This window comes from Bacillus sp. Marseille-Q3570 (genome assembly GCF_946151055.1).
In the GTDB taxonomy this organism is placed as follows: domain Bacteria; phylum Bacillota; class Bacilli; order Bacillales; family Fictibacillaceae; genus Pseudalkalibacillus.
In genome coordinates this window covers 1-25,499 of the sequence record NZ_CAMGYZ010000008.1, presented here as the reverse complement: position 1 = coordinate 25,499, position 25,499 = coordinate 1, and the positions used below count along the sequence as shown (strand labels likewise).

Sequence of the window (25,499 nt, the reverse complement as noted above, 5' to 3'; positions counted from 1 at the left end):
TTTTATTTTGATGCCACGTTCGACCAGGATTCAGGATTATTACACCACTCATTCAACTGGTTGATCGAGTCGTTTGAAATGGTCCCATCTTCTGCGGCTACATGTACTAATGTACTAAAATCAGAAAGGGTTTGCACGTCCAATGATCGAGCTGCAAATGCCTCTTTCCCTTTTTGCAATTCATAGGTGAAAATTGCCGCGCATCCTAGAACACGGGCTCCATCCTCTTCTACAGCATCCACTGCATTGAGGACACTGCCTCCTGTAGAAATCAAATCTTCAATCACAACGACATTGGAGCCTTCTGAAAGCTTCCCTTCAATCCGCTTACCTTTACCGTGTGCTTTTGCCTTGGATCGGACATACACCATTGGAAGGTTCATCCGATCAGCGACCAATGCTGCATGGGGAATCCCAGCTGTCGCCGTTCCAGCAATGACTTCAACTTCTGGATAATACTTTTTTATCAATTCAACAAATGCATCAGCAATCTTGGAACGGATTTCAGGGTGAGATATGATCAGACGGTTATCACAATAGATTGGTGATTTCATTCCAGAAGACCATGTAAATGGATCATTCGGACTTAATGATACTGCTTCTATATCTAGTAGATACTTAGCTACCTGGTGTTTCATAAGTAATCCCCCATTCATTTTCGATTTTCCGGTATGTTTGAAGCGGATCAACAGATGTCGTGACCGTGCGGCCGACGACGATGAAATCACTTCCTAGCTCTCGTGCACGGGCCGGAGTCGCTATCCGCTTCTGATCATTTTTCTGATCCGAGAACAGACGGATTCCAGGTGTGACCGTCAAAAATGATTGCCCGCAATGTTCCCTGATGAGCGGTACTTCCAATGGTGAGCACACCACACCATCTAGACCTGCGTTTTGTGTATTTTCAGCTAGCTTAATGACTGATTTCTCAATTGGATCAGGGATATTCAGCTCTTCGTTCAACATTTTCGTGGAACTGCTTGTAAGTTGTGTGACTGCGATACATTTGGGACGTCTGCTTCGACTTCCTTCCACTAAACCTTCGATTGCACCTTTCATCATTTCAGATCCGCCCATCGCATGGACGTTGACAAGATCGACATCAAGCTTCGCCAAACCTCTCATCGCTTTGTTTACTGTATTGGGGATATCATGAAGCTTCAAATCGAGAAAGATGGCGTGCCCTTGGTCCTTCAACATCCGGAGCAGATCTGGTCCTTCTTGATAAAATAGTTCCATTCCTACTTTCACGAATAATTGCTCATCCTGAAATGAATCTAGAAAGGTCAGGACTTTTTCCTTCGATTCGAAATCTAACGCGATAATGATGGGCTGTAGCAAGACTTCCAGCTCCTTCCGATCAACTCATTGATATGTCCGACCTTCATTTCTTTCAATTTCTCTTCCAGCTCTGCAATGATTTCCGGGCAAACGAACGGGTTGACGAAATTAGCTGTCCCTACCGCCACTGCACTTGCGCCTGCCAAAAAGTACTCAAGGACATCATCCGCAGATGTAACCCCGCCCATACCAATGATCGGAATCTTTACACGCTGGCTGACCTCATAAATCATCCTGATCGCTACTGGTTTGATTGCAGGGCCGGATAATCCACCCGTACAATTCGAAATGACAGGTTTTTCTGTCTTCAAATCGATACGCATGCCGAGCAAAGTGTTGATCATTGCTAACCCATCGGCACCAGCTGCTTCGACGGCTTGAGCAATTTCAGTTATGTCTGTCACATTTGGAGAGAGTTTCACATAGACGGGTACTTCAGAAACTTCCTTCACTGCTTTTGTCAGTTCAGCCGCGACATAAGGATCCGTACCAAATGAAATTCCGCCTTCTTTGACATTAGGACATGAAATGTTCAACTCTAGTGCTGTCACATTCGGTGATATGGAAACGGTCCGGGCGACAGTAACATAATCTTCTGTGGTTGTCCCTGCGATATTTGCAAGTATGGGGACATCATAGTCCGCTAAAAAAGGCAACTCTTCAGAAACCACTTGTTCAAGACCTGGGTTCTGTAAACCGATTGCATTCAGCATACCACCAGGCGTTTCAGCTACCCTTGGTGTCGGATTCCCAAAACGAGGTTCATCTGTTGTGGCTTTGATGGCGATTGCCCCCAACTGGCTCAAGTCATACAGCTTCGCGAACTCTCTTCCGAACCCGAAGCAACCGGAAGCGGGCATGATTGGATTTTTCATCGTTAAACCAGGCAATTGAATATTGAATTTACTCACAGTTGAATCACCCCTTGTGGAAAGACTGGTCCATCTGAACAAACTTTTCGATATGCGTGACCAGTCGGATCATCTTTTACATTACACACGCAAGCAAAGCAAGCTCCAATTCCGCAGCCCATCCTCTCTTCAAGCGAGAAGTAGGCACGCTGTGGATTCATTTGCTCCTCGACCGCTTTCAACATTGGGGTCGGTCCGCATGAATACAGCACGTCATATGAAGGTTGTGCTTGTTTAATGTAATCTGTTACAAATCCCTGATATCCCAGTGTCCCATCAATTGTAGTGACTGCGGTTTTCCCAAGTTGTTCGAATTCGTCAACATAAAAGGCATCCTTGTTCGACGCAAATCCAAGGACATGGATGACACGTACGTTACGTGCCACCAGATTCTTGGAGAGGTAATAGAGGGGAGGAACCCCTATGCCTCCACCTATCAGCAAAGCCGTTTCGCCTTCCTGAACAGTATCTAGAGGGAAACCATTTCCTAATGGTCCCAATACATCCAATTGGTCTCCCTGTCTTTTTTTCGTCAAAAGCTGAGTGCCTTCCCCCTCTGCACGATATAAAATTGTGCAATGCTTGCGGTCAAGGTCAACATCGCAGATACTGATCGGTCTTCTGAGCAACGGCATAAACTGTTCACCGACTCTGATATGCAAGAACTGTCCGGGTTCTACCATCTCAGCAACCATTTCACCTTCGAAGGTCAACTCATAGATCTTGTCTGCGATCCGTTCTTGTTGGATGACTTTGGTCAACTCTTTCCTCAAGCAAGTACACCTGCCTTTCTCTTTTCAAAGGATGGCATTTCATTAGCTGAAAAGGTCATTGACTCGACTACGTTCAAAATAGCTTTCACCGTATCGAAAGAAGTCAAACAGACAGCTCCATTTTCAACGGCTTCTCTTCGAATCCTGAAACCGTCCCGTGCCGGCTGTTTCCCTTTAGTCAACGTATTGACCACAAACTGTACTTCGCCTTGCTGGATCCGGTCAAGCAAACTTGGGCTGCCCTCTTGGATCTTATTGACGACGGTTACCGGGATGTTGTGCTCTCTGATGAAGTTGGCAGTACCTTCAGTAGCGAGTATCTGATAACCTATGTCATAGAAACGCTCGACGAGTGATAGGCCTTCCTCTTTGTCTTTATCCGCAATCGTGAACAATACGGAACCGAATGTTGGAATCTTCATGCCAGAAGCGATCAGGCCTTTATAAAGTGCTTTTTCGAGCGTACGGTCACGGCCCATCACTTCACCTGTCGATTTCATTTCCGGCCCGAGCGTAATATCTACACGGCGTAGTTTCGCAAATGAGAAGACTGGAACCTTGACGAAAACATCCGACGGTTCAGGATGATATCCCGTTTCATATCCTAGTTGCTCCAAGCTCTCTCCCAAAATCGCCTTTGTTGCAAGGTTCGCCATCGGGACGCCCGTTATTTTACTTAGGAACGGTACTGTCCTGCTTGATCTTGGATTCACTTCAAGCACGTAAAGTTCATCCTTACATATGACATACTGGATATTCAGCAATCCGACGATTTTCAAGCCTCTAGCCAGTCTGGTGGTACATTCGATAATCTGTTCTTTCATTTGTTCTGAAATGGTTTGCGGCGGATATACCGCGATTGAATCTCCTGAATGGACACCTGCTCGTTCGATGTGTTCCATGATTCCAGGGATATAGACTGTCTCCCCATCCGAAATCGCATCGACTTCGATCTCTTTACCGAATAGATAGCGGTCGATCAAAACCGGATGTTCCGGATTGATCTTCACTGCATTTTCCATATATTGAAGGAGCTCATTTTCTTGATAGACGATTTCCATAGCGCGCCCACCAAGTACATATGACGGTCTGACCAATACAGGATAACCGATGTCTTTCGCGATCTGTACTGCCCCTTCTACAGATGTCGCTGTTTTTCCAGGAGGCTGCGGGATATCAAGATTCTGCAATGTTCGCTCGAATTTATCACGGTCTTCAGCTCGATCCATATCCTCCAGGCTTGTTCCGAGTATTTCCACACCTCTTTTGCTAAGCTCAGATGCAAGATTGATAGCTGTTTGCCCTCCGAATTGGACGACAACTCCGAGCGGATTTTCCTGACGGACCACATGCATGACATCTTCAACCGTCAGTGGTTCGAAATAAAGCTTGTCAGAAGTACTGAAGTCAGTGGAGACAGTTTCAGGGTTGTTGTTGATGATGATCGCTTCATATCCTGCCTCCTGGATCGCCCAGACAGTATGGACAGTAGCATAGTCGAATTCGATTCCTTGCCCGATTCTGATTGGCCCGGATCCTAATACTAGAACACTCTTTTTCTTACTTTCCTCAACTTCATTTTCCTGACCATATGTTCCATAGTAATAAGGCGTAGCCGAATCGAACTCCGCCGCACATGTATCGACCATCTTATAGATCGGCATCAACTGATTCTCTTCTCGCTTTTGGTAGACTTCAAACTCCGTCATATCCCAAAGCTTTGCAATTATCTTGTCAGAGAATCCTCTATGCTTTGCTATCTCTAATAGTTCATAATCATTGGTGTTTGCTTCCAATGCTTTTTCAATCTCGGTGATGTTCTTCAGCTTAGATAAAAAGAATGGATCAATCTTTGTCCACTCGTAGATGGACTCGATTGGAACATCAGACCGAAGTGCCTCAGTGACGTTATATATCCTTTGATCATCGGTTTTCTTCAGGATCTCCTCCCAATCTGTGACAGTGGCTGGATCGGTCGAGCTTTGCAGATGATAGATGTCTGTCTCGAGTGAACGAACGGCCTTAAGCAATGATTCTTCAAAATTCCTTCCGATCGCCATGACTTCACCAGTGGCCTTCATCTGTGTTCCCAACGTACGGTTCGCCGCCTCGAATTTGTCGAACGGCCATCTCGGAATTTTAGTGACGACATAATCCAGTGCAGGTTCGAAAGAGGCGTAGGTTCTTCCAGTGACTGGGTTTTTCAGTTCATCCAGCGTATAACCGACAGCGATCTTCGCTGCTAGCTTTGCGATCGGGTAGCCCGTCGCTTTAGACGCGAGTGCGGATGATCGACTGACACGCGGGTTCACTTCGATGATGTAATAATTCGAGCTATCCGGGTCTAGAGCTAGCTGAACATTACATCCCCCCTCGATTTCAAGGGCCCGGATGATTTTCAAACTTGCATTCCGTAGCATCTGATATTCACGATCAGTGAGTGTTTGACTCGGTGCCACGACGAAGGAATCTCCTGTATGAACACCTACTGGATCGATGTTCTCCATATTACATACGACAATTGCGCCGTCGTTTCCGTCTCTCATGACCTCATATTCGATTTCCTTGTAACCTGCAATGCTTTTTTCCAGTAACACTTGGGACACAGGGCTGTATTTCAATCCACTTGATACGAATTCATTCAATTCAGCTTCATTACTGGCAATCCCTCCCCCGGTACCTCCGAGGGTGTATGCTGGTCTGATGATCACTGGGTAGCCGATTTTCTCGACGAATTCTTTAGCTTCCGGAAGAGAACGGATGATTTCGCTTTCCGGAATCGGTTCATCCAATTCATTCATCAATGTTCTGAAGAGATCCCGATCTTCAGCTTGTTGGATTGAATTCAAATTCGTTCCGAGCAACTCGACTCCGTATTCTTCTAAAATACCTGCATCATGAAGTTCAACTGCAAGGTTCAATCCGGTTTGTCCCCCTAATGTTGCAAGAACTCCATCTGGTTTTTCTTTACGTATGATCCTGCTGACAAAATCGACAGTCAGTGGTTCGATGTATACTTTATCAGCCATTGTCGTATCAGTCATGATTGTCGCTGGATTCGAATTCACGAGTATGACTTCATATCCTTCTTCTTTCAACGCCTGGCAAGCTTGGGTGCCTGCATAATCAAATTCTGCTGCCTGACCGATCACGATCGGTCCCGAACCGATGACAAGGATTTTTTCAATATCTAAACGTTTTGGCATACTTGATTCCCCGCTTTCTTCGATGTCTGCATCATAGAAATGAATTGCTCAAACAAATCATTCGAGTCATTCGGACCTGGTGAAGCTTCTGGATGGAACTGAACACTGAACGCTGGTTGGGATTTATGACGATACCCTTCTATCGTTTCATCGTTGATCGCGACATGTGTGACAAACAGTTCCGTTTCTTCAATACCGGTCGGGTCGACGGTGTAGCCGTGGTTTTGTGAAGTGATCATGACCTTTCCACTCTCCAGATCTTTCACAGGGTGATTGACACCGCGATGTCCGAATTTCATTTTGACTGTCTTTACACCGCATGCTAGTCCAAGTAACTGATGTCCAAGGCAAATTCCGAACACTGGGACTTTCCCAAGGATATTCTTGACCATTTCGATCGCCTCCGGAACATCTGTCGGATCCCCTGGTCCATTGCTGAGCATCACCCCGTCAGGCTGCAACCGCAGTATTTCATCTGCACTTATGTTATAAGGAACGACTGTGACATTACAGCCTCGCTCGATCAATTCTCTTAAGATACCTCGCTTTGCGCCGAAATCCACCAGGACGACACGCTTCCCTCTACCAGGAAGAGTGTATGGTGTATGCGTAGAAACCTTCTTGACCTGATCTCTCGGTAAAGATTTCCGAGCCAGCTCTTCCGTGATGTGACCGACATCCGCTTCCATTGGAGCAATTTTCCCCTTCAACGTTCCATGTATTCGAATTTTTCGTGTCAAAGCCCGGGTATCTATGCCAGTTATTCCAGGAATATCTTTTACCTTCAACAGCTCATCGAATGTACTTGTCGATTGCCAGTGATTTGGTTCAATCGCTGCTTCGCTTACAATTATTCCTGCAGCTGCAGGATCGATCGATTCGAAGTCTTCATGGTTGATACCGTAATTTCCAATCAAAGGATATGTGAAAGTGATGATTTGATCACAATAAGACGGATCAGAAAGCGTTTCTTGATATCCTGTCATCCCAGTGGTGAAAACAACTTCTCCAACCGATTCACGCAAACTTCCGATTCCAACGCCTTCAAAAATACTACCGTCTTCCAAAATCAATTGTCGTTTCATGGTGTGAACACGCTCCCGTTCTTATATGCTATTTTTCCTGCAACTAATGTCAGGATAGGCCATCCATTACAAATTCGATCTTTAAATGGTGTGTTTCTTCCTTTTGAAGCAAAGTTTTCAACAAGTATCGGACTCTCATGTTCCAAATCGAGGACGACAAGATCCGCTGGTGCTCCTTCTTCAATTCGGCCATAAGGTAAACCGAAGCACTTTGAAGGCTCCTTCGTCATCCGGCTGATCAAGAAGTCCAGGTCACATATACCAGGTTTCACTAAATATGTGTACAATAACGGAAACGCCGTTTCTAAGCCGACAATTCCGAATGGAGCACGTTCGATGCCGACAGCCTTTTCCTCCACCGTATGCGGGGCATGGTCGGTTGCAATGAAATCGATTGTTCCATCCAGCAAGCCTTCAATTAACGCGTTCCGGTCATCTTCCCCACGAAGAGGCGGGTTCATTTTGAAATCAGGGGATTGATCGACGATGTCATTTTCACACAGCAGTAGATGATGAGGTGTTACTTCAGCTGTCACATTTATTCCAGCTTTCTTTGCATCCCGAACCACTCGGACAGACTCTTTCGTACTGATATGGCATACGTGATAGTGGACCCCTGCCGCTTCTGCAAGAAGGACATCTCTTGCAATCTGTACACTTTCACACACAGATGGAATTCCATCCAAACCGTTCGCTTTTGAATATTCTCCTTCATGGACGCAACCGTTATGGATGAGTGAATTTTCCTCACAATGAGCGACGATCGCCATATCCAGTGCAGCTGCTCGTTGCATCGCCTGCAGCATTTTATCTGCGTTTTGGATTCCGACCCCATCATCGGTAAAAGCGAATGCGCCTTCTTCTTTCAGTGTTTCAAAATCGACAAGCTCTTCGCCAATCTGGCGGACTGTGATTGAAGCATATGGGAGGACCCTGGTGCTCGCTGTTTCTTTAATCCGTTTCTGTAAATTCATCATAGTGGTCTGACTGTCCGGGACCGGACGTGTATTCGGCATAGCTGCAATTGTAGTGAATCCGCCTCTTGCTGCAGCTTTCGTCCCAGTCTCAATCGTCTCTTTATGCTCTCCTCCAGGTTCACGAAGATGTACATGCAAATCCACAAAACCAGGTGCCAAAAGTTGACCATCGACATCGATGGTATCATGCCCTTCTTCATCTATGTTTGAGCGGATTTCTTGAATTTTGGAATCGATGATCAATACATCTTGCAGCTTTCGGTTATCCTTATTCCATACACGAGCGTTTTTAAGTAAGATTCCCATAACTTACTTCCTCCTCTATTTGTAGTGCCCAATGCAAGGCGGCCATCCGTATCGCTACGCCGTTCGTCATCTGCTTGAAGATTCTTGAACGAGGGCCTTCAACCAGTTCATCCGCAATTTCCACTCCTCTATTCACCGGCGCTGGATGCAGGATGATACTATGATTTTTCATCAGCTTTTCTCTTTCGATCGTTAAACCGTATTGATTATGATATTCCTGTTTTGACAAGTCCATCATTTGCTCATGCCTTTCGTGCTGGATCCTTAGCATCATCACAACATCTGCTTCTGTTACAGCTTCATCCATTGGTACATATTGTCCGTATGGGAGTTCAGCGTCAAACCATTGTTCCGGTCCTGAGAAAATGACCTTAGCGCCCATTTTCGATAGCAAGGTTGCATTGGATCGTGCCACACGACTATGTCTCAAATCCCCGATGATGGCGACCGTCAAACCTTGTAAGACGATGAACTCCTGTCGAATTGTGAGTAAGTCCAACAAGGATTGAGTTGGATGATTCCCGCATCCATCCCCAGCATTCAAAATCGGAATCGTTATATCTTGCAGTTCTTCGTAAAAGTGATCCTGTGGATGGCGGATAACGACCGCATTCGCTCCGATTGCTTCAAGCGTCCGGACTGTGTCATATAATGACTCCCCCTTCAACACACTTGAAAACTGAGATTCGAAATCCAATACTTGCAGACCAAGTCTCTTTTCCGCTACTTCAAAACTGAACTTCGTACGCGTACTCGGTTCATAAAATAAATTCGCCACAAATCTCGGTTCACTCTGGCTATCAACTTTGAAATCTTTGTCTGCATAATGTTGGGCCCTTTGCAGAATCTCATCGATAGCACTCGTTTGTAAAGCGTCGATTGTAAGTAGATGATTCACCCAAAACACGCTCCTTAACTCTTTATATTTTGGCTTCTTGTCAATTTTCAGCGAAAATCTTCAGCGTTTATCAAAGCCATATTTTTTAAAGTAAACTTGGCAAAAGCCAAGCCTAAGCGCAGGCTGAGCCTTAGTTGCACTTATACTTTCTTCATGTGTAAAAAACACGCCTTCTTCTTTGTAAAAGGCGTGTTGGAAGGTGCCCCAAGTGTCTTTTACACAAGGAGCAATCCCTCACATCCACCCTTTTTAGTCTCACGGGACTATGTTTAAAAGATGGTCATTCTCATGCTACAGAGTCATTTTGAGTTGTCTTGGTTTCATTGATATCAGAGAATATCTTAGAATTATGAACATCTTTATCCCTTCCCGGTATGACCAGGTTCAGGATTATTCCTGTAATTGTTGCCAAAGCCATGCTTGCAATCTGGAACTCTTCTGTCACTTCAATGGTCGCTCCTCCAACACCTAGGACGAGTATGACAGAGGAGATGACAAGATTCCGTTTATCCCCAAGGTCCACGTTGTTATCAATCAGCATTCTCAATCCTGATGATGCGATGATACCGAATAATAGGATAGAGACGCCTCCCATAACAGGTGTCGGGATAGTCCCGATTAAGGCTGAAATTTTTCCAACGAATCCGAACATGATTGCCAGGACCGCGGCTCCTCCTACCACAAATACACTGAATACTCTTGTGATCGCTAGAACGCCAATGTTTTCTCCGTATGTTGTATTTGGAGGTCCACCTAAAAATGAAGCGATCATTGTAGCTACGCCATCACCCAGGATCGAACGATGAAGACCAGGCTTTTCGATAAAGTTTTTCCCGACGACTTTACTAAGGACCATCTGATCCCCAATATGCTCTGTGATCGTCACTGCTGCGATTGGTACCATGATCAGCGCGATCTGCCAGGAGAAGGATGGTGTGTATGTTACGAATGGTACCATCAAGTCAGGCATTTGAATCCATTGAGCTTCACGGACTGGTGCAAGATCGATCAATCCGATGAAGTATGAGTATGCATAACCGCCGATAATTCCTACCAATACAGGAATCAGACTGAAGAATCCTCTCACAAAAACAGCGGTTATGATCGTTATTCCAAGTGTGACAAGTGCTGCTGAAAAATGGATCAGGCTATACTCTTTCGGATCAGATCCTGGAACGTACATCGCCATATCAATCGCAGTCGTCGCAAGACCTAGTCCTATGACGATGATGACAGGACCTACCACAATCGGTGGAAAGATCTGCAGCAGCCACTTGATACCCAGGCTGCGGATCAACAATGCAATGATTCCGTAAACAAGACCAGCTAAGAAGCTGCCGACCATGACTGCTTCTAATCCACCGAGAGATTTCGCTAAAAGGATCGGCATGATGAAAGCGAATGATGAGCCGAGATAAGCAGGAATTTGACCTTTTGTAATGATCAGATACGCCAACGTGCCCAGTCCGCTTGAAATGAGCGCGACTGAAGGACTCAGTCCTACCAAGAATGGGACCAGGATCGTCGCTCCGAACATCGCGAATAAATGCTGTATACTAAAAGTCAGCCATTTACCTGGCTTGGGTACTTCTCGAATTCCAACAGATTCTTTCTGTTTCATTTTTACATCCTCCTCATAATATGAGGCCCATAGAAAAACCTCTCTGCAGGTGCAAAGAGGTTGGATGAAATGCGGAGCAAGGTACAGTTCTCCTGTTGTCATTTCATTCCCCTTTGCCAGCCTCACGGGACTGACTTAAAAAGGGCCTTTTCAGTTTTTTTGTATGATGACTTGCTCTACTGCATCAACTTCTGTCAAATCTACACTGATGATTTCTTCTTTTGATGTTGGTACATTTTTGCCGACATAATCTGGCCGGATTGGGAGTTCACGGTGTCCTCGGTCAATCAGGACAGCAAGCTGTATTTGAGACGGTCTCCCCAAATCCATGAGCGCATCCATCGCCGCTCTTACTGTGCGGCCTGTATACAGGACATCATCGACTAAAATCACTGTTTTATTGGTGACATCAATCGGGATATCCGTTCCTTTTAACATCGGTTCGTCATTGTCTGTCTTTTTCGTGAGATCATCCCGGTACAAGGTGATGTCGATTTCCCCTTTACTTACCTTCTCACCTTCGATCTGTTCAATCCGGTCACTCAGTCTTTCAGCCAAGTAAACGCCTCTTGTCTTGATTCCGACAAGGACAAGGTTTTCTGTTCCTTTGTTCCTTTCTAGAATCTCATGGGCAATTCGCGTTAGAGCTCGTTTGATTGCTTGTTGATCGAGCAGTACGGTTTGCTCCATTCCCACACCCCCTGTTTTCGTGAACCTTAGGACCCGGTAATAGCCTTTTCATAAAAAAACCTCTCACCGTAATGGGTGAGAGGGTATAGTTGTACCTGAAAGTATCCAGAAGACACTTTTCTCCTGATACCTGACCGTTTACCTTCTCAGCCTCACGGGACTGATCTTAAAGGTTCCTATTTCATTGTTGAACTGATTATCTCAAAGCGTTCTCAGCCTGTCAAGCTTAATTTCGACGAAGTTCGTCCAATAACGTCTGCATATCATCTGGGAGTTCAGATGTGAACTCCATAGTCTCTTCAGTCCTTGGATGAACAAAGCCCAACGTTTTTGCATGCAGGGCCTGGCCATCGATCGGAAGCGTCTTCTTCGGTCCGTATTTCGGGTCCCCAGCTACCGGAAAATCGATATAATTCATATGGACACGGATTTGATGAGTCCGTCCAGTTTCTAAGATACATTCCACAAACGTATAACGGCTGAATCGTTCAAGTACATTGAAATGTGTAACAGCGTCCTTGCTGTTCGTATCCGTAACCGTCATTTTTTGCCGATCATGCTTATCTCTCCCGATTGGAGCATCGATCGTTCCTTTGTTATGAGGGATGACACCATGCACGATTGTTTCATATTTACGAGTTGTCGTTTTTGCTTTCATCTGAGCGCCTAAATGTTTATGAGCCGTATCATTTTTTGCGACAACCAATAGGCCAGAGGTATCTTTATCAATCCGGTGGACGATGCCTGGGCGGAGAACGCCATTTATCCCTGAAAGATCTTTGCAGTGAGCCATCAGACCGTTCACGAGAGTACCTGTCAAGTGCCCAGGAGCCGGGTGCACCACCATACCTCTTGGTTTGTTGACGACAATCAAGTCTTCATCTTCAAAAACGATATCAAGAGGCATTACCTCAGGTACGACTTCAAGCTCAACTGGTTCAGGGATGTCGATGATGATTTCATCACCATCTTGGCATTTATAATTCGCTTTGACCGGTTCCCCATTCACTTTCACCCGATTTTCTTTGATCCATTGCTGTACTTGTGACCGTGATGTATCTTCATGTTCAGTTGAAATGATTTTATCTACCCGTTCACGTTTATTATCGTCAGTCACCTTTATATGAACTTGCTCCATTTTTAATTCTCCTTCTGTGTTCTGCTTTCCAGTAAAAAGGCAAGTGCAATCATTCCGACACCGATCACAAGCGAGGAATCCGCAATATTAAAAATCGGAAAATCATAGTTGATGATGTAAAAATCGAGAAAATCTACGACTTCCCCTCGAATTAGACGATCGAGGAAATTACCGATTGCGCCTCCAAGAATAAGACCTAATGATGTACTTAACAAAACATTGCCTATTGCTTCAGTATGTAGATAATAGACTACAGCTATGATGACGATGATTGTGACGATGATGAAGAGCCACATCTGTCCTTGTAATATCCCGAAAGCTGCCCCCCGGTTCCGATGTGAATGAAGATAGAAGAACTCGTTGATGATCGTAATTTGTTCCCCCAGCTCCATCCTTGTGACAATGAGCCATTTCGTAATTTGATCAACTATCAATACAAAAATCGCTAAAGCATAATAGCGCATGTTTACCCCACCTTCGTTTCTACCCGTTAAATTTTAGCATATTGAAGGTCCTTTCACAATTGAATTCTAGTCTTCGAAAGAGGAGCACTAAAATAAGAAAAAACTTTCGAGGTACTCATGAACGCTTTATGAAGTACTCAAAACGATAAGAGCCGAATACCAACTTGGAGGGACTCAGCAGTTTGGAAGAGCAAGAAAGCAAAAATGGAGTGAGTATGTCAAAGATGTAAAAGAACAGTCTTACACTTAAGACTGTTCATCGTCCATACGATCCTGTTCATCCATGTATTCATCATATTCCACATTACGTTCAAAATTCACATTATCTGCACCTCTGTAGCCTTCGATGTCTGTGGAAACGAATTGTTCATATTCTTCCACATATTCGGTATTGTCTTCTTCATCTAAGTTAGAGGAGCCATCGTATGTCATGCTATTCTCGTTGAATGAGGCGACTTCGTAATAAACATTGGGCTGATTGAATTCATTATCATCATGCTCTGAATAATACTTATCTTCCATTTCAGTAAGTGCCTCTTCTTCAATCGGTCTGTCATTGGATATCTCCTGGTTTGGCGAAGCTTCCTTTACTGTCCGTGCAGTAGGAAGTGCTTCTAGTCTTTCCATAGGAATCTCTTTTCCAGTCACTTCACAAATTCCATATGTCCCTTCTTCCATCTGATTCAATGAGTACTCGATATCCGACAGTTCTTCCTTTAGATGCCCATTCAATGCGATGTCTTTTTCACGCTCAAAAAGTTCAGTACCCGAGTCAGCTGGGTGGTTGTCATATTGAGAAAGCTCGCCTGATGAATTATCACTGGCAAAGCCACGATTCAATCCGTAATGGTCATTTTGATCAAATTCATGCAATATCTCTTGTTTCCTTTGTTTGAGTTGTCTTTTCAAATGTTCATATTTCATGACCCAACTTCCTTCCTATTGCATAGTAATAATAGTTTGACCAGAGTCTTGCATTTTACAACAGGAAGTTTGCATTGAACGAGGAAATCCGAACTTGATGTTTTCAGCAAGGAGTTCTGAGTACATGAAAACACAGGAACCCAAATTTGATGCATTCAGCGAAGGGTTCTAAGTACATGAAAACGCGGGAACCCAAATTTGAAGCACTCAGCAAAGGGTTCTAAGTACATGAAAACACGAAAATCTGAATTTGATGTACTCAGCGAGGTGTTCTAAGTACATGAAAACGCGGGAACCCAAATTTAATGCACTTAGCAAAGGGTTCTGAGTACAGGGAATAAGGTCTTGGGACACTTTTGTCTGATTTTTTGCGTTCTAAGTGTCTTATGAAGCCTTCCATAAAATAAGAAAACCTGCTCTGATTTCAATCAGAGCAGGCTTTCTTTTTCTTTACTGATAATTCTCTGTTACCACAGTAGCACAGCGTGCGCAAAGGGCAGGATGGTCTTCATTTTCACCGACAGTAGTTGTCACTGTCCAACAGCGTTCACAAGTTTCTCCTTCCGCTGCTTTTACAACAACACCTACGAGGTCATATACATCAGCATGTTCCGGAGCTTGTTCTTTATCTCCAGCAACAGTTGCATGTGAGACGATGAAGAATTTATCCAGTTCACCTGCATTGTTCAAAAGCTCTTTTGCTTTTGCATTCGGATAGAGCTCGATGGATGCTGCAAGTGATTTACCAATTTCTTTTTTGTTACGCGCATTTTCTAATGCCTTCAATACTTCATCTCGGATATCCAGCATTTGATCCCATTTCTTTATAAGATCTTCTGCATCCGGATATTTATTGGCTTCAGGAATCATCGTAAGCTGTACGCTTTCTTCCTTTTCACCTGGAATGTACTGCCACACTTCATCAGCCGTATGAGGGATGATCGGCGTGACAAGTTGCGTAAGAGCAACAACACTGTCATACAAAACTGTCTGCATTGAACGACGTTTATGATCATCCTCAGCTTCGATATATAACGTATCCTTTGCCAGGTCAAGATAGAAAGAGCTCAATTCGATCGTACAGAAGTTATGGATCGCATTATAAACAGATGAGAATTGATAATCATCATAAGCATCCTTCACTCGTTCTACCAGCTGATTCATTTTGACCAGCATATATTGATCAAGCTCGTTCATATCTTCATATGATACACGATGCTTCGCTGGATCGAATCCGTTCAAGTTACCGAGCATGAAACGGAGTGTATTACGGATTTTACGATAAACTTCTGATACTTGTTTAAGGATATCATCCGAAACACGTACGTCTGCTTGGTAATCGACTGAAGAAACCCAAAGACGGATGATGTCCGCTCCAAGCTGCTTCATAACTTTCATCGGATCGATGACATTCCCGAGAGATTTACTCATTTTTTTACCTTCACCATCGAGTACGAACCCATGCGTGATGATCGTTTTGTATGGTGACTTTCCTGTGACGGCAACGCTTGTTGATAAGGAAGAATTGAACCAACCTCTATATTGGTCTGTACCCTCAAGGTATACATCAGCAGGACGTTGTAATTCATCACGTTCATTCAAAACACTTTGATGGGAAGAGCCTGAATCGAACCAGACATCCATGATATCCGTCTCTTTCGTGAATTCTCCATTCGGACTATGCTTTGATTCGAAGCCTTCAGGAAGAAGATCCTTGGCATCCCATTCGAACCAGACATTAGATCCATGTTCGCGGAATAAGTCGGAAACATGTTCGATCGTTTCCGGTGTAACGATCGGTTCGCCATCCTCTCCATAAAAGACCGGGATCGGTACTCCCCACGCTCTTTGACGCGAAATACACCAATCATCGCGATCCTTCACCATATTATGAAGTCTTGTTTCTCCCCAATGAGGATACCATTTGACTTCCTTGATTTCCGAAAGGATCTGATCCTTGATTTTATCAATTGAAGCAAACCATTGGTCTGTCACTCTGAAAATGATCGGTTTCTTCGTTCTCCAATCATGTGGATAGGAGTGTGTGATGAATTCCAATTTCAGTAATGCGCCAGACTCCTGTAACTTCTCTGTAATCGGTTTATTGGCATCATCATAGAACATTCCTTCAAAGCCTGGGGCTTCTGCAGTCATGACACCTTTATCATCGACAGGACATAGGATACCAAGTCCGTAACGTTTTCCAACTCTAAAGTCATCTTCCCCGTGTCCAGGTGCAGTGTGGACACATCCAGTACCGGAATCAGTGGTAACATGATCACTCAGCATCATCAAAGATTCCCGGTCATAAAAAGGGTGCTGTGCGACTACCTGGTCAAGCTCCGTTCCTTTGAACTGCTTCACTACATTTGGAGACTCCCATTCCAATACCTCTGTCAATTCGTCAAGCAGATCTTCTGCGACGAGATATTTTTCACCGCCAGTTTCAACGACAACATAATTGTAATCCGGATGAACGGCAATACCCAGGTTAGCAGGGATCGTCCATGGGGTAGTCGTCCAGATGATAACAGATACATCTTCATCGACAACACCTTTACCGTCCTTTACTTTAAATCCGACATAAATGGAAGGGGAACGTTTATCCTTATACTCGATCTCTGCTTCTGCAAAAGCTGATTCAGATGAAGGGGACCAGTAGACCGGTTTTTTCCCTTTATAGATCAAGCCCCTGTTTGCCATTTCACCAAAGACTTTGATTTGTTCAGCTTCGTATTCTTTATTCAAAGTGATATATGGGTTATTCCAATCACCGCGTACGCCAAGACGTTTGAACTGTTCTTTTTGCAATTCAACCTGCTCAAGTGCATATTCCGCACACATCTTACGGAATTCAGCGATCGTATGTTTCTTACGATCTACTTTCTTTTTCTTAGCTAACGCCGTTTCGATCGGCAGCCCATGTGTGTCCCAACCAGGAACATAGGGTGCGTTGAAGCCGTTCATTGATTTGTATCGTACGATGATATCTTTCAGGACTTTATTTTCTGCGTGTCCGAGATGGATATTATCGTTAGCATATGGAGGCCCGTCATGCAAAATGAATTTGGGTTGATCTTTCGTTTTCTCCAACACTTTTTCATAAATCTTCTGATCTTCCCAGTTCTCCTGGATATTCGGTTCCTTATTCGGAAGACCGCCTCGCATCGGAAACTCAGTTTTTGGCATTAATAACGTATCTTTGTAATTCATGTATCCATCCTGCCTTTCAAAAGGTTCTTTTTTCTTAGGCTCTGATAATGATAGTTGATTTCATTAATATCAACAAAGCCATTTTTTAATAGGGGCATGTACCTTATTAAAATTTTCCACTTCTTCATCACTGAGCAAGCGTTCATTTTAAATGCAGAAAACATCCGATACTCTAATAAGTATTGGAAAAATATGGCGAAATCAAGCCTTAGCGAAGGCTGAGCCACAGTTGCACTTATACTTTCTTTTTGGTATAAAAAAACCTTCTCATCCCAGATAGGGACGAGAAGGTTGACTCGCGGTACCACCCTAATAGCTGTATGTACACTTTCACACAAGCCACTCAGCATCCTTAACGCGAATGACACGCCAGTGCTTACTGAAATTCAGCACGGAACTCCGGGGTGATTTTCCTTACAGACTCTTTATCGGGCTTACACCATTCCCGACTCGCTTAGAAAGATAACTGATCGTACTGTCCCCATCTCAGTAGGATTATACTCCTGTCATCAAAGTATACCGAATTTAAAATTACTTCGTCAAGTTATGTTTGCTTTTTCTGACTCTGATTCCTCAAGTTGATGCTGCTCATTCTCATCTTCAGGAGGCATCAGATGATCCCAATCCTCGTTTTTCAACATTTCCAGCTGTGCTTCGATCAGCATACGGAACCGGGTACGATAAACAGAAGATTGCTTCTTCAATTCTTCAATATCGAGCATTATTTTTCTCGATTTGGACAATGCTTCATTAATGATTCTATCAGCATTCTTCTCTGCTTCTTTTACAATCAAACGGGCTTCTTTATTCGCGTTACGCTTTACTTCCTCACCCGTTTCTTGTGCAACGACGATTGACTTATTCAGCGTTTCTTCAATGTTCGTAAAATAGGAAAGCTTCTCTTCCATTTTCGCTAACTGTTCCTGTAGGTCTTTCTTTTCACGAATGACCCCTTCATAATCTTTGATGACTTGATCTAAAAATTCGTTCACTTCATCTTCATCATATCCTCGAAATCCACGATTAAACTCTTTATTATGAATATCCAATGGTGTTAAAGGCATGACGCCACCCCCGTATCGATGTCTTTACTTTCTTTCATTTTCGACATATTCAATGACAAATCCTTCTCTTATTTGGAATTTTTTGTACCAAAAGTTACTTTCCACTTTCCTTTTTTACTCTTACCATCAACAGAAATGAGTTTCGCTCGGCCTAAACCTCGCACAGAAAGATGATCACCTTCCTCCAAAATGCTTGAAGGTTGCTCAACGACTTTCCAGTTCAGCTTTACCTTTTTGTTCGTTATGTATGGGACTGCCTTTGACCGTGACAGACGAAATACTTCCGACAACACAACATCCAATCTCAACGAACTTACCGTGCTCGATGCTGTATTCCATTCATCAGGTTTTCCGATCAATTTTTCCGGAGAGATGACCTTGGCACTTATAGATGTCTTCCCTACCGAATTGAAGTTCAAACGGACATAATCGGCAACCTCACTGGCGATGATGAGTTGGAATTTAGATTCCCCCAACAAAATATCCCCGAACTTCTTCCGTTTCAGACCGAGGTTCATTAGAGCACCGAGTATATCTGAATGATGTAATGTAACGAACTTTGATGGATAAGACGTTTCAAGATATTCTATTTCAAAATCTTCGTCTTGAGGTTCATAATAAATGGGGTACAGCAAGGCCCTTGAACGTTCAATGCCTTGGTACCCCTTCCAAATTTGATAATGGACTTCATCATTTGATCCAAGAATGGATTTTATAATGTGCTGCTCTCGCGGATCCAGAAAATCTGTGACTTTTACCCGGTATTGGTCAAGTACGATTTTCCGCCATTCCAACACTTGATCTATGAAAGGCTGTTCTTCTGGTCTGTAATGATCATATATCGACATTTCTTACACCTACAGGTAATCGAATAATGCACGGACACCGATTTCAGCGAAGAAAAGTGCAAACAACGCTGCAATCGGGGACAAATCAATCATTCCAAGTGGTGGGATGATTTTTCTGAATTGAGAGAGAAATGGTTCACAAATCGACCCTAAAAATTGACCGAATGACGATTCCCTCGCGTTCGGGACCCAGGACATGAAAATATAGATGATGATCAACCATCGGTAAGCTCCAATTGCAAATATTAGGATATCTTCTAGCATTCTCTATTACCACCCTTTTAAGCTTCTATTCTTCCCCAGTCATTTCAGATATTGCACCTGAAACGTCAACATTATCTGGTGTACACATGAATGTGTTTGGACCAAGTTTCTGTATATCTCCACCGATGGCATATACCGTACCACTAAGAAAATCGACAATACGTTTGGCCTGATCAAGGGGAATTCTTTGTAGATTCATCACAACTGCTCTTCTGTTTTTCAACTGATCTGCGATTTCTTGTGCCTCCGAGTAGGTCCTCGGTTCGATCAGTACCACTTTCACTTGTTGTTGAACACTTTGTAAACTGACGATATTCTGGCTTTTCTGATCTCGACGCGAGCGGCTCATCGGTTCAACCTCTTCACCCTCAGATTGTTCAACCTCGTAAACCTCTTCTTCATATAAATCTTCATCAAATGCAAAAAAATTCTTCAACCTTGATTTAATTCCCATGGAGAGCCCTCCTCAAAATTCTTTTCCTACTAGCGATGTACCGATACGTACAAAGGTAGCGCCTTCTTCTACGGCAATCTTATAGTCATTTGACATTCCCATGGATAGCTCAGTGCAAGGTGCGTGTGAAAGGTCTAATGCTTGTACTTCTTCTTTCAGAATCCGCATCGTACGAAAAATACTCCGCAGCCTTTCTTCATCATTTATGAATGGAGCCATCGTCATTAAACCTACTACTTCAACATTTTCATATTCAGCAACTTTTTTGATGAATGCAACAACTTCTTCGGGTTCCAATCCATGTTTCGACTCTTCTCCCGAAACATTCACCTGGGCAAAACATTTGATCTTGCGGTCAGCTCTCTTGTTGATTTCCTTCGCCAGTGACATACGGTCTAACGAGTGGATATAATCGACCTGATCAATAATCGATTTGACTTTACGGGATTGTATAGTCCCTATGAAATGCCATTTGACATCTCCACTGACGTGCTCATATTTATGTAAAAAGCCTTCATCCCGATTCTCACCAAGATGGATGATTCCAGCTTCAACCGCGTTTTGAGTTGTTTCGACACTGACATATTTCGTCACTGCAATGATAGATACCTTTTCAGGATCTCTATTGGTTCCCTGGCAAGCTTCTGCTATGTCGTCTTTGATCACTTGTAAGTTATTTGAAATAGTCAATCTTAACTTGCGCACCTCCTATTGCTTCAACATGATGAAACCTAACATTCTTCCAGTTGCTCCATTCTCTTTTCGATGTGAAAAAAACCGTTCTATGTTGCAGCTTGTACAAAGTTTCGTCAAATGGACATTCTTTTCAGGAACGCCAGCTCTGATAAGAAGCTGTTTATTCAAGTGCTGAAGATTCAATTGGTACTTTGAATTTCCCTTCGCAGTGTAAGGCCTGGGATCCTCATCATCTAAGGAGTCATCAACTTGAGTAATGACACGCTCATCAACCTCATAACAACATTCCTGGATAGACGGTCCTACAAAGACATGGATTGAATCGACAGCTACCTCTTCCATTGTAACCCATGTATCAACCATTCTAGCAGCAATCCCTTTCACTGAGCCTTTCCACCCGGCATGTGCAATACCGACTATATCGGATTCTTCTGACAAGAAAAAAATCGGTACACAATCAGCGTAGGCTAATGCAAGGACAAGGTCTCTTTCCCTTGTATATAATCCATCCATCCCTATGATTCCCGATTCAAGGGATTTTGAACCCTTGCCCTTGTCAGTTTGTTTCACTTTGGATATCTCGCTTCCATGAACCTGGTCAGCAAACACCCACTGGTCCAACTGTGTGTCGATCGCTTCCGCCAGGCGCATCCTGTTATCGATGACATCTTCATCGACATCTTTCACGTGCAAGCCGAGATTCAATGATTGAAATGGCTCTTGACTCACTCCGCCATGCCTTGTTGAAAAGCCTGCCGTCACCTTATTATTGGTGAAATCCCGCAGTTTATTAATTTTATAATACATTTCATATCCAAGTATAAAAGGATCCGACATTGTTTACCCTCCAACAATTATCGTGTGTATTGCTGTCGATATCATGATTAGCTCTTCTTATTTTATCACAAGTTGTTGAATAGTTGGAGAATACGTTGTTCATTTAATTCTTCGAAGAATGTTGAAAGCCTTGAGGAGCCAATTCATTACCTGATTGGTCTTCGAACCTGACAAGAATCACGTCTTTTCCAATTTTGACAATATCTCTCCACGGGATGATGATATCATTTTCTTTACGCATGAACCCCATCATTCTCCCAGCCCCCGGGATAACGATCGCTTCGATTTTTCCTGAATTCAGATTGATTTCAAGGTCTGCTATATGACCAAGCTTTCTTCCATTCGAAACATTGACAACATCCTTCACCTGGAACTCGGATATTTTTATCACAATAATCTCCCCTGACTTATGTTTTTGATTTGGCCTTGTCGTTCTTAATTGGTGATTTCTGCGAATCCTTTGATTAATACAGAATAATACCTTGAAAAAACAAATATTTTTCCTGCAAGAATGCCCTTGTATATACTAAGTAATGTCGTACAAACAATGCTTCTCTATAAAATATATGACAAGTGGATATAAAATGAACAAAAAAAGAAGCCGACTTGTATATGGTCGGCTTCTCATGCTATTCAACTACTTTGAATGCTCTTGTTCATTTGGTTGATTGCTGCTTTTTCCAGACGAGAAACTTGTGCTTGAGATATTCCGATTTCGTCCGCAACTTCCATTTGGGTCTTACCCTGGAAAAACCTCATCGTCAAAATCAACTTTTCCCTCTGATTCAATCTCGTCATCGCTTCGCGCAGCGCAATTTCCTCAATCCACTGATAATCTTTCTGTTTGTCATCACTGATCTGATCCATGACATAGATCGGTTCACCACCGTCATTGTAGATCGGTTCAAACAAAGAAACAGGATCTTGGATCGCATCGAGTGCAAAAACGACTTCTTCTTTTGTAACTCCTAGTTCACGGGCTATTTCCGTCGGGTTCGGCTCGCGGGACTCCTTACTGACAATTTTATCACGGACTTGTAAAGCTTTATAGGCGATATCACGCAATGACCGTGAAACACGTATTGGATTGTTGTCGCGCAAGTACCTTCTTATTTCACCGATGATCATCGGTACCGCATAGGTTGAGAATTTGACATTTTGACCTAAATCGAAATTATCGATTGATTTCATCAAACCGATACAACCGACCTGAAATAAGTCATCGACATATTCTCCCCGATTGTTGAATCGTTGGATGACACTAAGGACCAACCTTAGATTCCCATTCACAAGTTTTTCTCTTGCTGACAAATCTCCATTCTGCATTTCTTTGAATAAAACTCTCATTTCAGGGTTTTTCAAAACTGGAAGCTTAGATGTATCTACTCCACAAATTTCCACCTTATTTCGTGTCATATCTTCCCCTCCAATTGGGAGTTACTGTCAAATTAAAGTATCTCCTGAGGAGGAAAATTTATGCACAAGCTTAAAAATTATCGATCCGGATTTCGATGTCATCTCTCAAAATGCTTGTCTTAACAAGGGTTAATTTATTTTGGGAATTTTAAAAGCAAAATTAAAAGAACTTACCGGATGTCATCGATAAGTTCTTTTTTATAATCACATCATCTTATTGAATTCTTTTTGCAGCCTCTTTATGATACGCTTCTCCAATCTGGAGATATATGATTGCGATATTCCTAACAAATCCGCTACATCTTTTTGGGTCTTCTCTTCTCCGCCCGCAAGACCGAATCTCAACTCCATGATTTGCTTTTCTCTTGGGGACAAGGTGTAAAGGGCTTTGACCAATAACTTCCGATCTACACTCGCTTCGATATCTCTAGTGATGATATCCTCCTCTGTCCCCAGGACATCAGAGAGTAATAATTCATTACCGTCCCAATCAACATTCAAAGGTTCGTCAAATGAAACTTCAGAACGTGTCTTGTTATTACGTCTCAAATACATTAATATCTCATTCTCGATGCATCTTGAAGCATATGTCGCGAGCTTGATTTTCTTTTCAGGATTGAAGGTATTCACAGCTTTTATCAATCCGATCGTACCGATACTGATCAGATCCTCTATGTTGATTCCTGTGTTTTCGAATTTTCTCGCAATATAAACGACTAGACGCAAATTCCTTTCAATTAAAACTGCTCGTGCTGCCTTGTCACCCTTTGGCAGCTTTTTCAATAATAAAGCTTCTTCATCTTTCGAAAGGGGTGATGGAAGGGCTTCGTTTCCGCCTATGTAGTAGATTTCTTCCGTCTTCACACCCAATTTGATCAAGAGTTTGTACCAGAACAATGTAAGTCGCAGTTTCAGCTTCCCCATTCAACTTCCTCCCCCGGGTTAATTAATCGATTTTTACGATGCGGTTGATGTCACTTTTGCATTTGCTAACATTTTCGGATGAAGGATAGCGTTATACTCTCCTTCTCCCGAAATATTTGTAAACGATAGTCCGACGATCACATTTGATGTTTCATACTTTTCGCCATTATTCCAAATAGCAATAGAATCTGCTTTGAATCCTGTAAGAAATTGATTTGTACTTCCTACAGCCCTATACGGAATAATGCGCATCCGATCTTGCCACGGATTCGGTTCATCTACCAATTCACCCATCGAGTCAAGGCTTTTGGCGTGGTTGATGATCGCCGAAGGAATCTGACCGGCAAAAACAGTCATATCCAATATCATGACAGGTTGTTTCGATATCGGATCATGTAACTGGTTCCCGCTATCCAAAAGCCCGGCTCCTTTTAAGGTTAAAGAGTCTATTTTCAGTTCGAAATTCATAACTTGATCATAGCGAAGTTTCCTTACCTCAATATGGTCGACTCTTTTCTTCGTGAAATATAACATGATCGGAACCATTAAAATGACGAATAACCAACTGATTGGATCACCCATCCCTGACGATTGCGTCTTAACAACTCCGTTCACGATTTGTGCATCAGTCTGTAAAAAATAATGAAGTCCTAGAATGCCACCCCCTGTAATGAACGTTGAAAAGTAGAACATGAATAAGCCTTGTACAAAATAGCCAAAGCGCTTGTAACCGAATGTGGTGATGATGATGAAAATGGAATAGATTAACTTCATGATTGGATGGTAGATGATTGCGGTGTCCAAAAATAAAAACAATACGTATAAAGAACCTAATAATGCACCTATGGCCAACCTGTTCTTAGAGACTTCCCTTTTAAGGATCACAGAAGTCAACCATAATAACAGAAAATCGATACAGAAATTCAGAAACCAAATGACATCCAGATATATTGCCATTGGGTGCTCCTTCCTCTGTAGAACTGTGCACTTAGTATAGCGTAAGGGTCATAAAATTGTCTGTCGGTTTATGTGGGGGGCAAGCGATTAATTTTGAAAGATTTAAGGAGTTTTTGTCGGTTGTACTTTAATCCAGTTAGAAGCCTTCCCTGCAGTGATGATAGTAGAAAAGTATTTCTATTCAAGCGAAATTCACGAGACTTCTGCAAGTGAAACGGTCCAGACGAGACCCCGCAGCGACGTAGATTGCAGGTTGACGTACATATATCAATGCCGTCATTTGTGACATATGGCGGGTTAATAGGAATTTAACGGACACCAGAGACACTTCTTCATACATAATAAAAACACCCCATAGAGAGTTATGAACTGTATCCCGAATAATGGACACTTATAAAAAAGTCCACTATTCGGGATTTTTTGTGTTAATTCAATCAGAAAACCCGTTATAATCAAAACAAATGGAGAGAACGGGGAATTAATTATGAATAA

Annotated in this window: 24 protein-coding genes and 1 other annotated feature; all 24 genes read right to left on the bottom strand. The window is 43.0% G+C overall.

The window, feature by feature from the left end; all coding sequences use genetic code 11:
- Positions 1-2: 2 nt before the first annotated feature.
- A complete protein-coding gene (gene pyrE, locus N8M93_RS13760) occupies positions 3-638 on the bottom strand; it encodes an orotate phosphoribosyltransferase (RefSeq protein WP_261132729.1) in 636 nt (211 codons plus the stop codon).
- Positions 619-1,341 (bottom strand): orotidine-5'-phosphate decarboxylase, encoded by a 723-nt coding sequence (gene pyrF, locus N8M93_RS13755; protein WP_261132728.1) that lies wholly within the window; start codon positions 1,339-1,341, stop codon positions 619-621. Before pyrF ends, pyrE begins: the two co-directional genes overlap by 20 nt.
- Positions 1,314-2,252 (bottom strand): dihydroorotate dehydrogenase, encoded by a 939-nt coding sequence (locus tag N8M93_RS13750; RefSeq protein ID WP_261132726.1) that lies wholly within the window; start codon positions 2,250-2,252, stop codon positions 1,314-1,316. The genes pyrF and N8M93_RS13750 overlap by 28 nt, the downstream gene beginning before the upstream one ends.
- Positions 2,249-3,025: a dihydroorotate dehydrogenase electron transfer subunit gene (locus N8M93_RS13745; protein ID WP_261132724.1), complete on the bottom strand. Its 777-nt coding sequence runs from the start codon at positions 3,023-3,025 to the stop codon at positions 2,249-2,251. The genes N8M93_RS13750 and N8M93_RS13745 overlap by 4 nt, the downstream gene beginning before the upstream one ends.
- Complete coding sequence (gene carB / locus N8M93_RS13740) at positions 3,022-6,231, bottom strand: carbamoyl-phosphate synthase large subunit (RefSeq protein WP_261132723.1); 3,210 nt, start codon at positions 6,229-6,231, stop codon at positions 3,022-3,024. The genes N8M93_RS13745 and carB overlap by 4 nt, the downstream gene beginning before the upstream one ends.
- Positions 6,216-7,316 (bottom strand): carbamoyl phosphate synthase small subunit, encoded by a 1,101-nt coding sequence (locus tag N8M93_RS13735; RefSeq protein ID WP_261132720.1) that lies wholly within the window; start codon positions 7,314-7,316, stop codon positions 6,216-6,218. Before N8M93_RS13735 ends, carB begins: the two co-directional genes overlap by 16 nt.
- Positions 7,313-8,599 (bottom strand): dihydroorotase, encoded by a 1,287-nt coding sequence (locus N8M93_RS13730; protein WP_261132718.1) that lies wholly within the window; start codon positions 8,597-8,599, stop codon positions 7,313-7,315. The genes N8M93_RS13735 and N8M93_RS13730 overlap by 4 nt, the downstream gene beginning before the upstream one ends.
- The gene (locus tag N8M93_RS13725) at positions 8,583-9,497 is read right to left on the bottom strand and encodes an aspartate carbamoyltransferase catalytic subunit (protein ID WP_261132717.1); all 915 of its coding nucleotides are present in this window, start codon (positions 9,495-9,497) and stop codon (positions 8,583-8,585) included. Before N8M93_RS13725 ends, N8M93_RS13730 begins: the two co-directional genes overlap by 17 nt.
- Positions 9,498-9,783: 286 nt before the next feature.
- A complete protein-coding gene (locus N8M93_RS13720; RefSeq protein WP_261132715.1) occupies positions 9,784-11,118 on the bottom strand; it encodes a solute carrier family 23 protein in 1,335 nt (444 codons plus the stop codon).
- A 150-nt stretch (positions 11,119-11,268) separates the two neighbouring features.
- On the bottom strand, positions 11,269-11,808 hold the full coding sequence (pyrR, locus tag N8M93_RS13715; RefSeq protein WP_261132713.1) for a bifunctional pyr operon transcriptional regulator/uracil phosphoribosyltransferase PyrR: 540 nt from the start codon (positions 11,806-11,808) through the stop codon (positions 11,269-11,271).
- Between the two features lie 226 nt (positions 11,809-12,034).
- Positions 12,035-12,946: an RluA family pseudouridine synthase gene (locus N8M93_RS13710; protein WP_261132712.1), complete on the bottom strand. Its 912-nt coding sequence runs from the start codon at positions 12,944-12,946 to the stop codon at positions 12,035-12,037.
- 2 nt (positions 12,947-12,948) lie between these two features.
- Positions 12,949-13,410, bottom strand: a complete 462-nt coding sequence (lspA, locus tag N8M93_RS13705; protein ID WP_261132711.1) for a signal peptidase II — start codon at positions 13,408-13,410, stop codon at positions 12,949-12,951.
- A gap of 246 nt (positions 13,411-13,656) precedes the next feature.
- Positions 13,657-14,334, bottom strand: a complete 678-nt coding sequence (locus N8M93_RS13700) for a TraR/DksA C4-type zinc finger protein (protein WP_261132710.1) — start codon at positions 14,332-14,334, stop codon at positions 13,657-13,659.
- A 450-nt stretch (positions 14,335-14,784) separates the two neighbouring features.
- On the bottom strand, positions 14,785-17,547 hold the full coding sequence (ileS, locus tag N8M93_RS13695) for an isoleucine--tRNA ligase (protein ID WP_261132709.1): 2,763 nt from the start codon (positions 17,545-17,547) through the stop codon (positions 14,785-14,787).
- Between the two features lie 275 nt (positions 17,548-17,822).
- Positions 17,823-18,044: a binding site (T-box leader), on the bottom strand.
- A gap of 42 nt (positions 18,045-18,086) precedes the next feature.
- On the bottom strand, positions 18,087-18,611 hold the full coding sequence (locus N8M93_RS13690) for a DivIVA domain-containing protein (RefSeq protein WP_261132708.1): 525 nt from the start codon (positions 18,609-18,611) through the stop codon (positions 18,087-18,089).
- Between the two features lie 68 nt (positions 18,612-18,679).
- The gene (locus tag N8M93_RS13685; protein WP_261132707.1) at positions 18,680-19,459 is read right to left on the bottom strand and encodes an RNA-binding protein; all 780 of its coding nucleotides are present in this window, start codon (positions 19,457-19,459) and stop codon (positions 18,680-18,682) included.
- A 9-nt stretch (positions 19,460-19,468) separates the two neighbouring features.
- Positions 19,469-19,723, bottom strand: a complete 255-nt coding sequence (locus N8M93_RS13680) for a YggT family protein (RefSeq protein WP_221564122.1) — start codon at positions 19,721-19,723, stop codon at positions 19,469-19,471.
- 25 nt (positions 19,724-19,748) lie between these two features.
- Positions 19,749-20,177: a cell division protein SepF gene (locus N8M93_RS13675; RefSeq protein WP_261132706.1), complete on the bottom strand. Its 429-nt coding sequence runs from the start codon at positions 20,175-20,177 to the stop codon at positions 19,749-19,751.
- A gap of 12 nt (positions 20,178-20,189) precedes the next feature.
- Complete coding sequence (locus tag N8M93_RS13670) at positions 20,190-20,867, bottom strand: YggS family pyridoxal phosphate-dependent enzyme (protein ID WP_261132705.1); 678 nt, start codon at positions 20,865-20,867, stop codon at positions 20,190-20,192.
- An 18-nt stretch (positions 20,868-20,885) separates the two neighbouring features.
- On the bottom strand, positions 20,886-21,710 hold the full coding sequence (pgeF, locus tag N8M93_RS13665; protein ID WP_261132704.1) for a peptidoglycan editing factor PgeF: 825 nt from the start codon (positions 21,708-21,710) through the stop codon (positions 20,886-20,888).
- Positions 21,711-21,813: 103 nt separating this feature from the next.
- Positions 21,814-22,101 (bottom strand): YlmC/YmxH family sporulation protein, encoded by a 288-nt coding sequence (locus N8M93_RS13660; RefSeq protein WP_261132703.1) that lies wholly within the window; start codon positions 22,099-22,101, stop codon positions 21,814-21,816.
- Between the two features lie 242 nt (positions 22,102-22,343).
- On the bottom strand, positions 22,344-23,126 hold the full coding sequence (gene sigG / locus N8M93_RS13655; RefSeq protein ID WP_221564112.1) for an RNA polymerase sporulation sigma factor SigG: 783 nt from the start codon (positions 23,124-23,126) through the stop codon (positions 22,344-22,346).
- 204 nt (positions 23,127-23,330) lie between these two features.
- Positions 23,331-24,050: an RNA polymerase sporulation sigma factor SigE gene (sigE, locus tag N8M93_RS13650; RefSeq protein ID WP_261132702.1), complete on the bottom strand. Its 720-nt coding sequence runs from the start codon at positions 24,048-24,050 to the stop codon at positions 23,331-23,333.
- A 33-nt stretch (positions 24,051-24,083) separates the two neighbouring features.
- Entirely contained in the window at positions 24,084-25,007 is a 924-nt protein-coding gene (gene spoIIGA, locus N8M93_RS13645; RefSeq protein WP_261132701.1) for a sigma-E processing peptidase SpoIIGA, read from the bottom strand.
- Between the last annotated feature and the right edge of the window lie 492 nt (positions 25,008-25,499).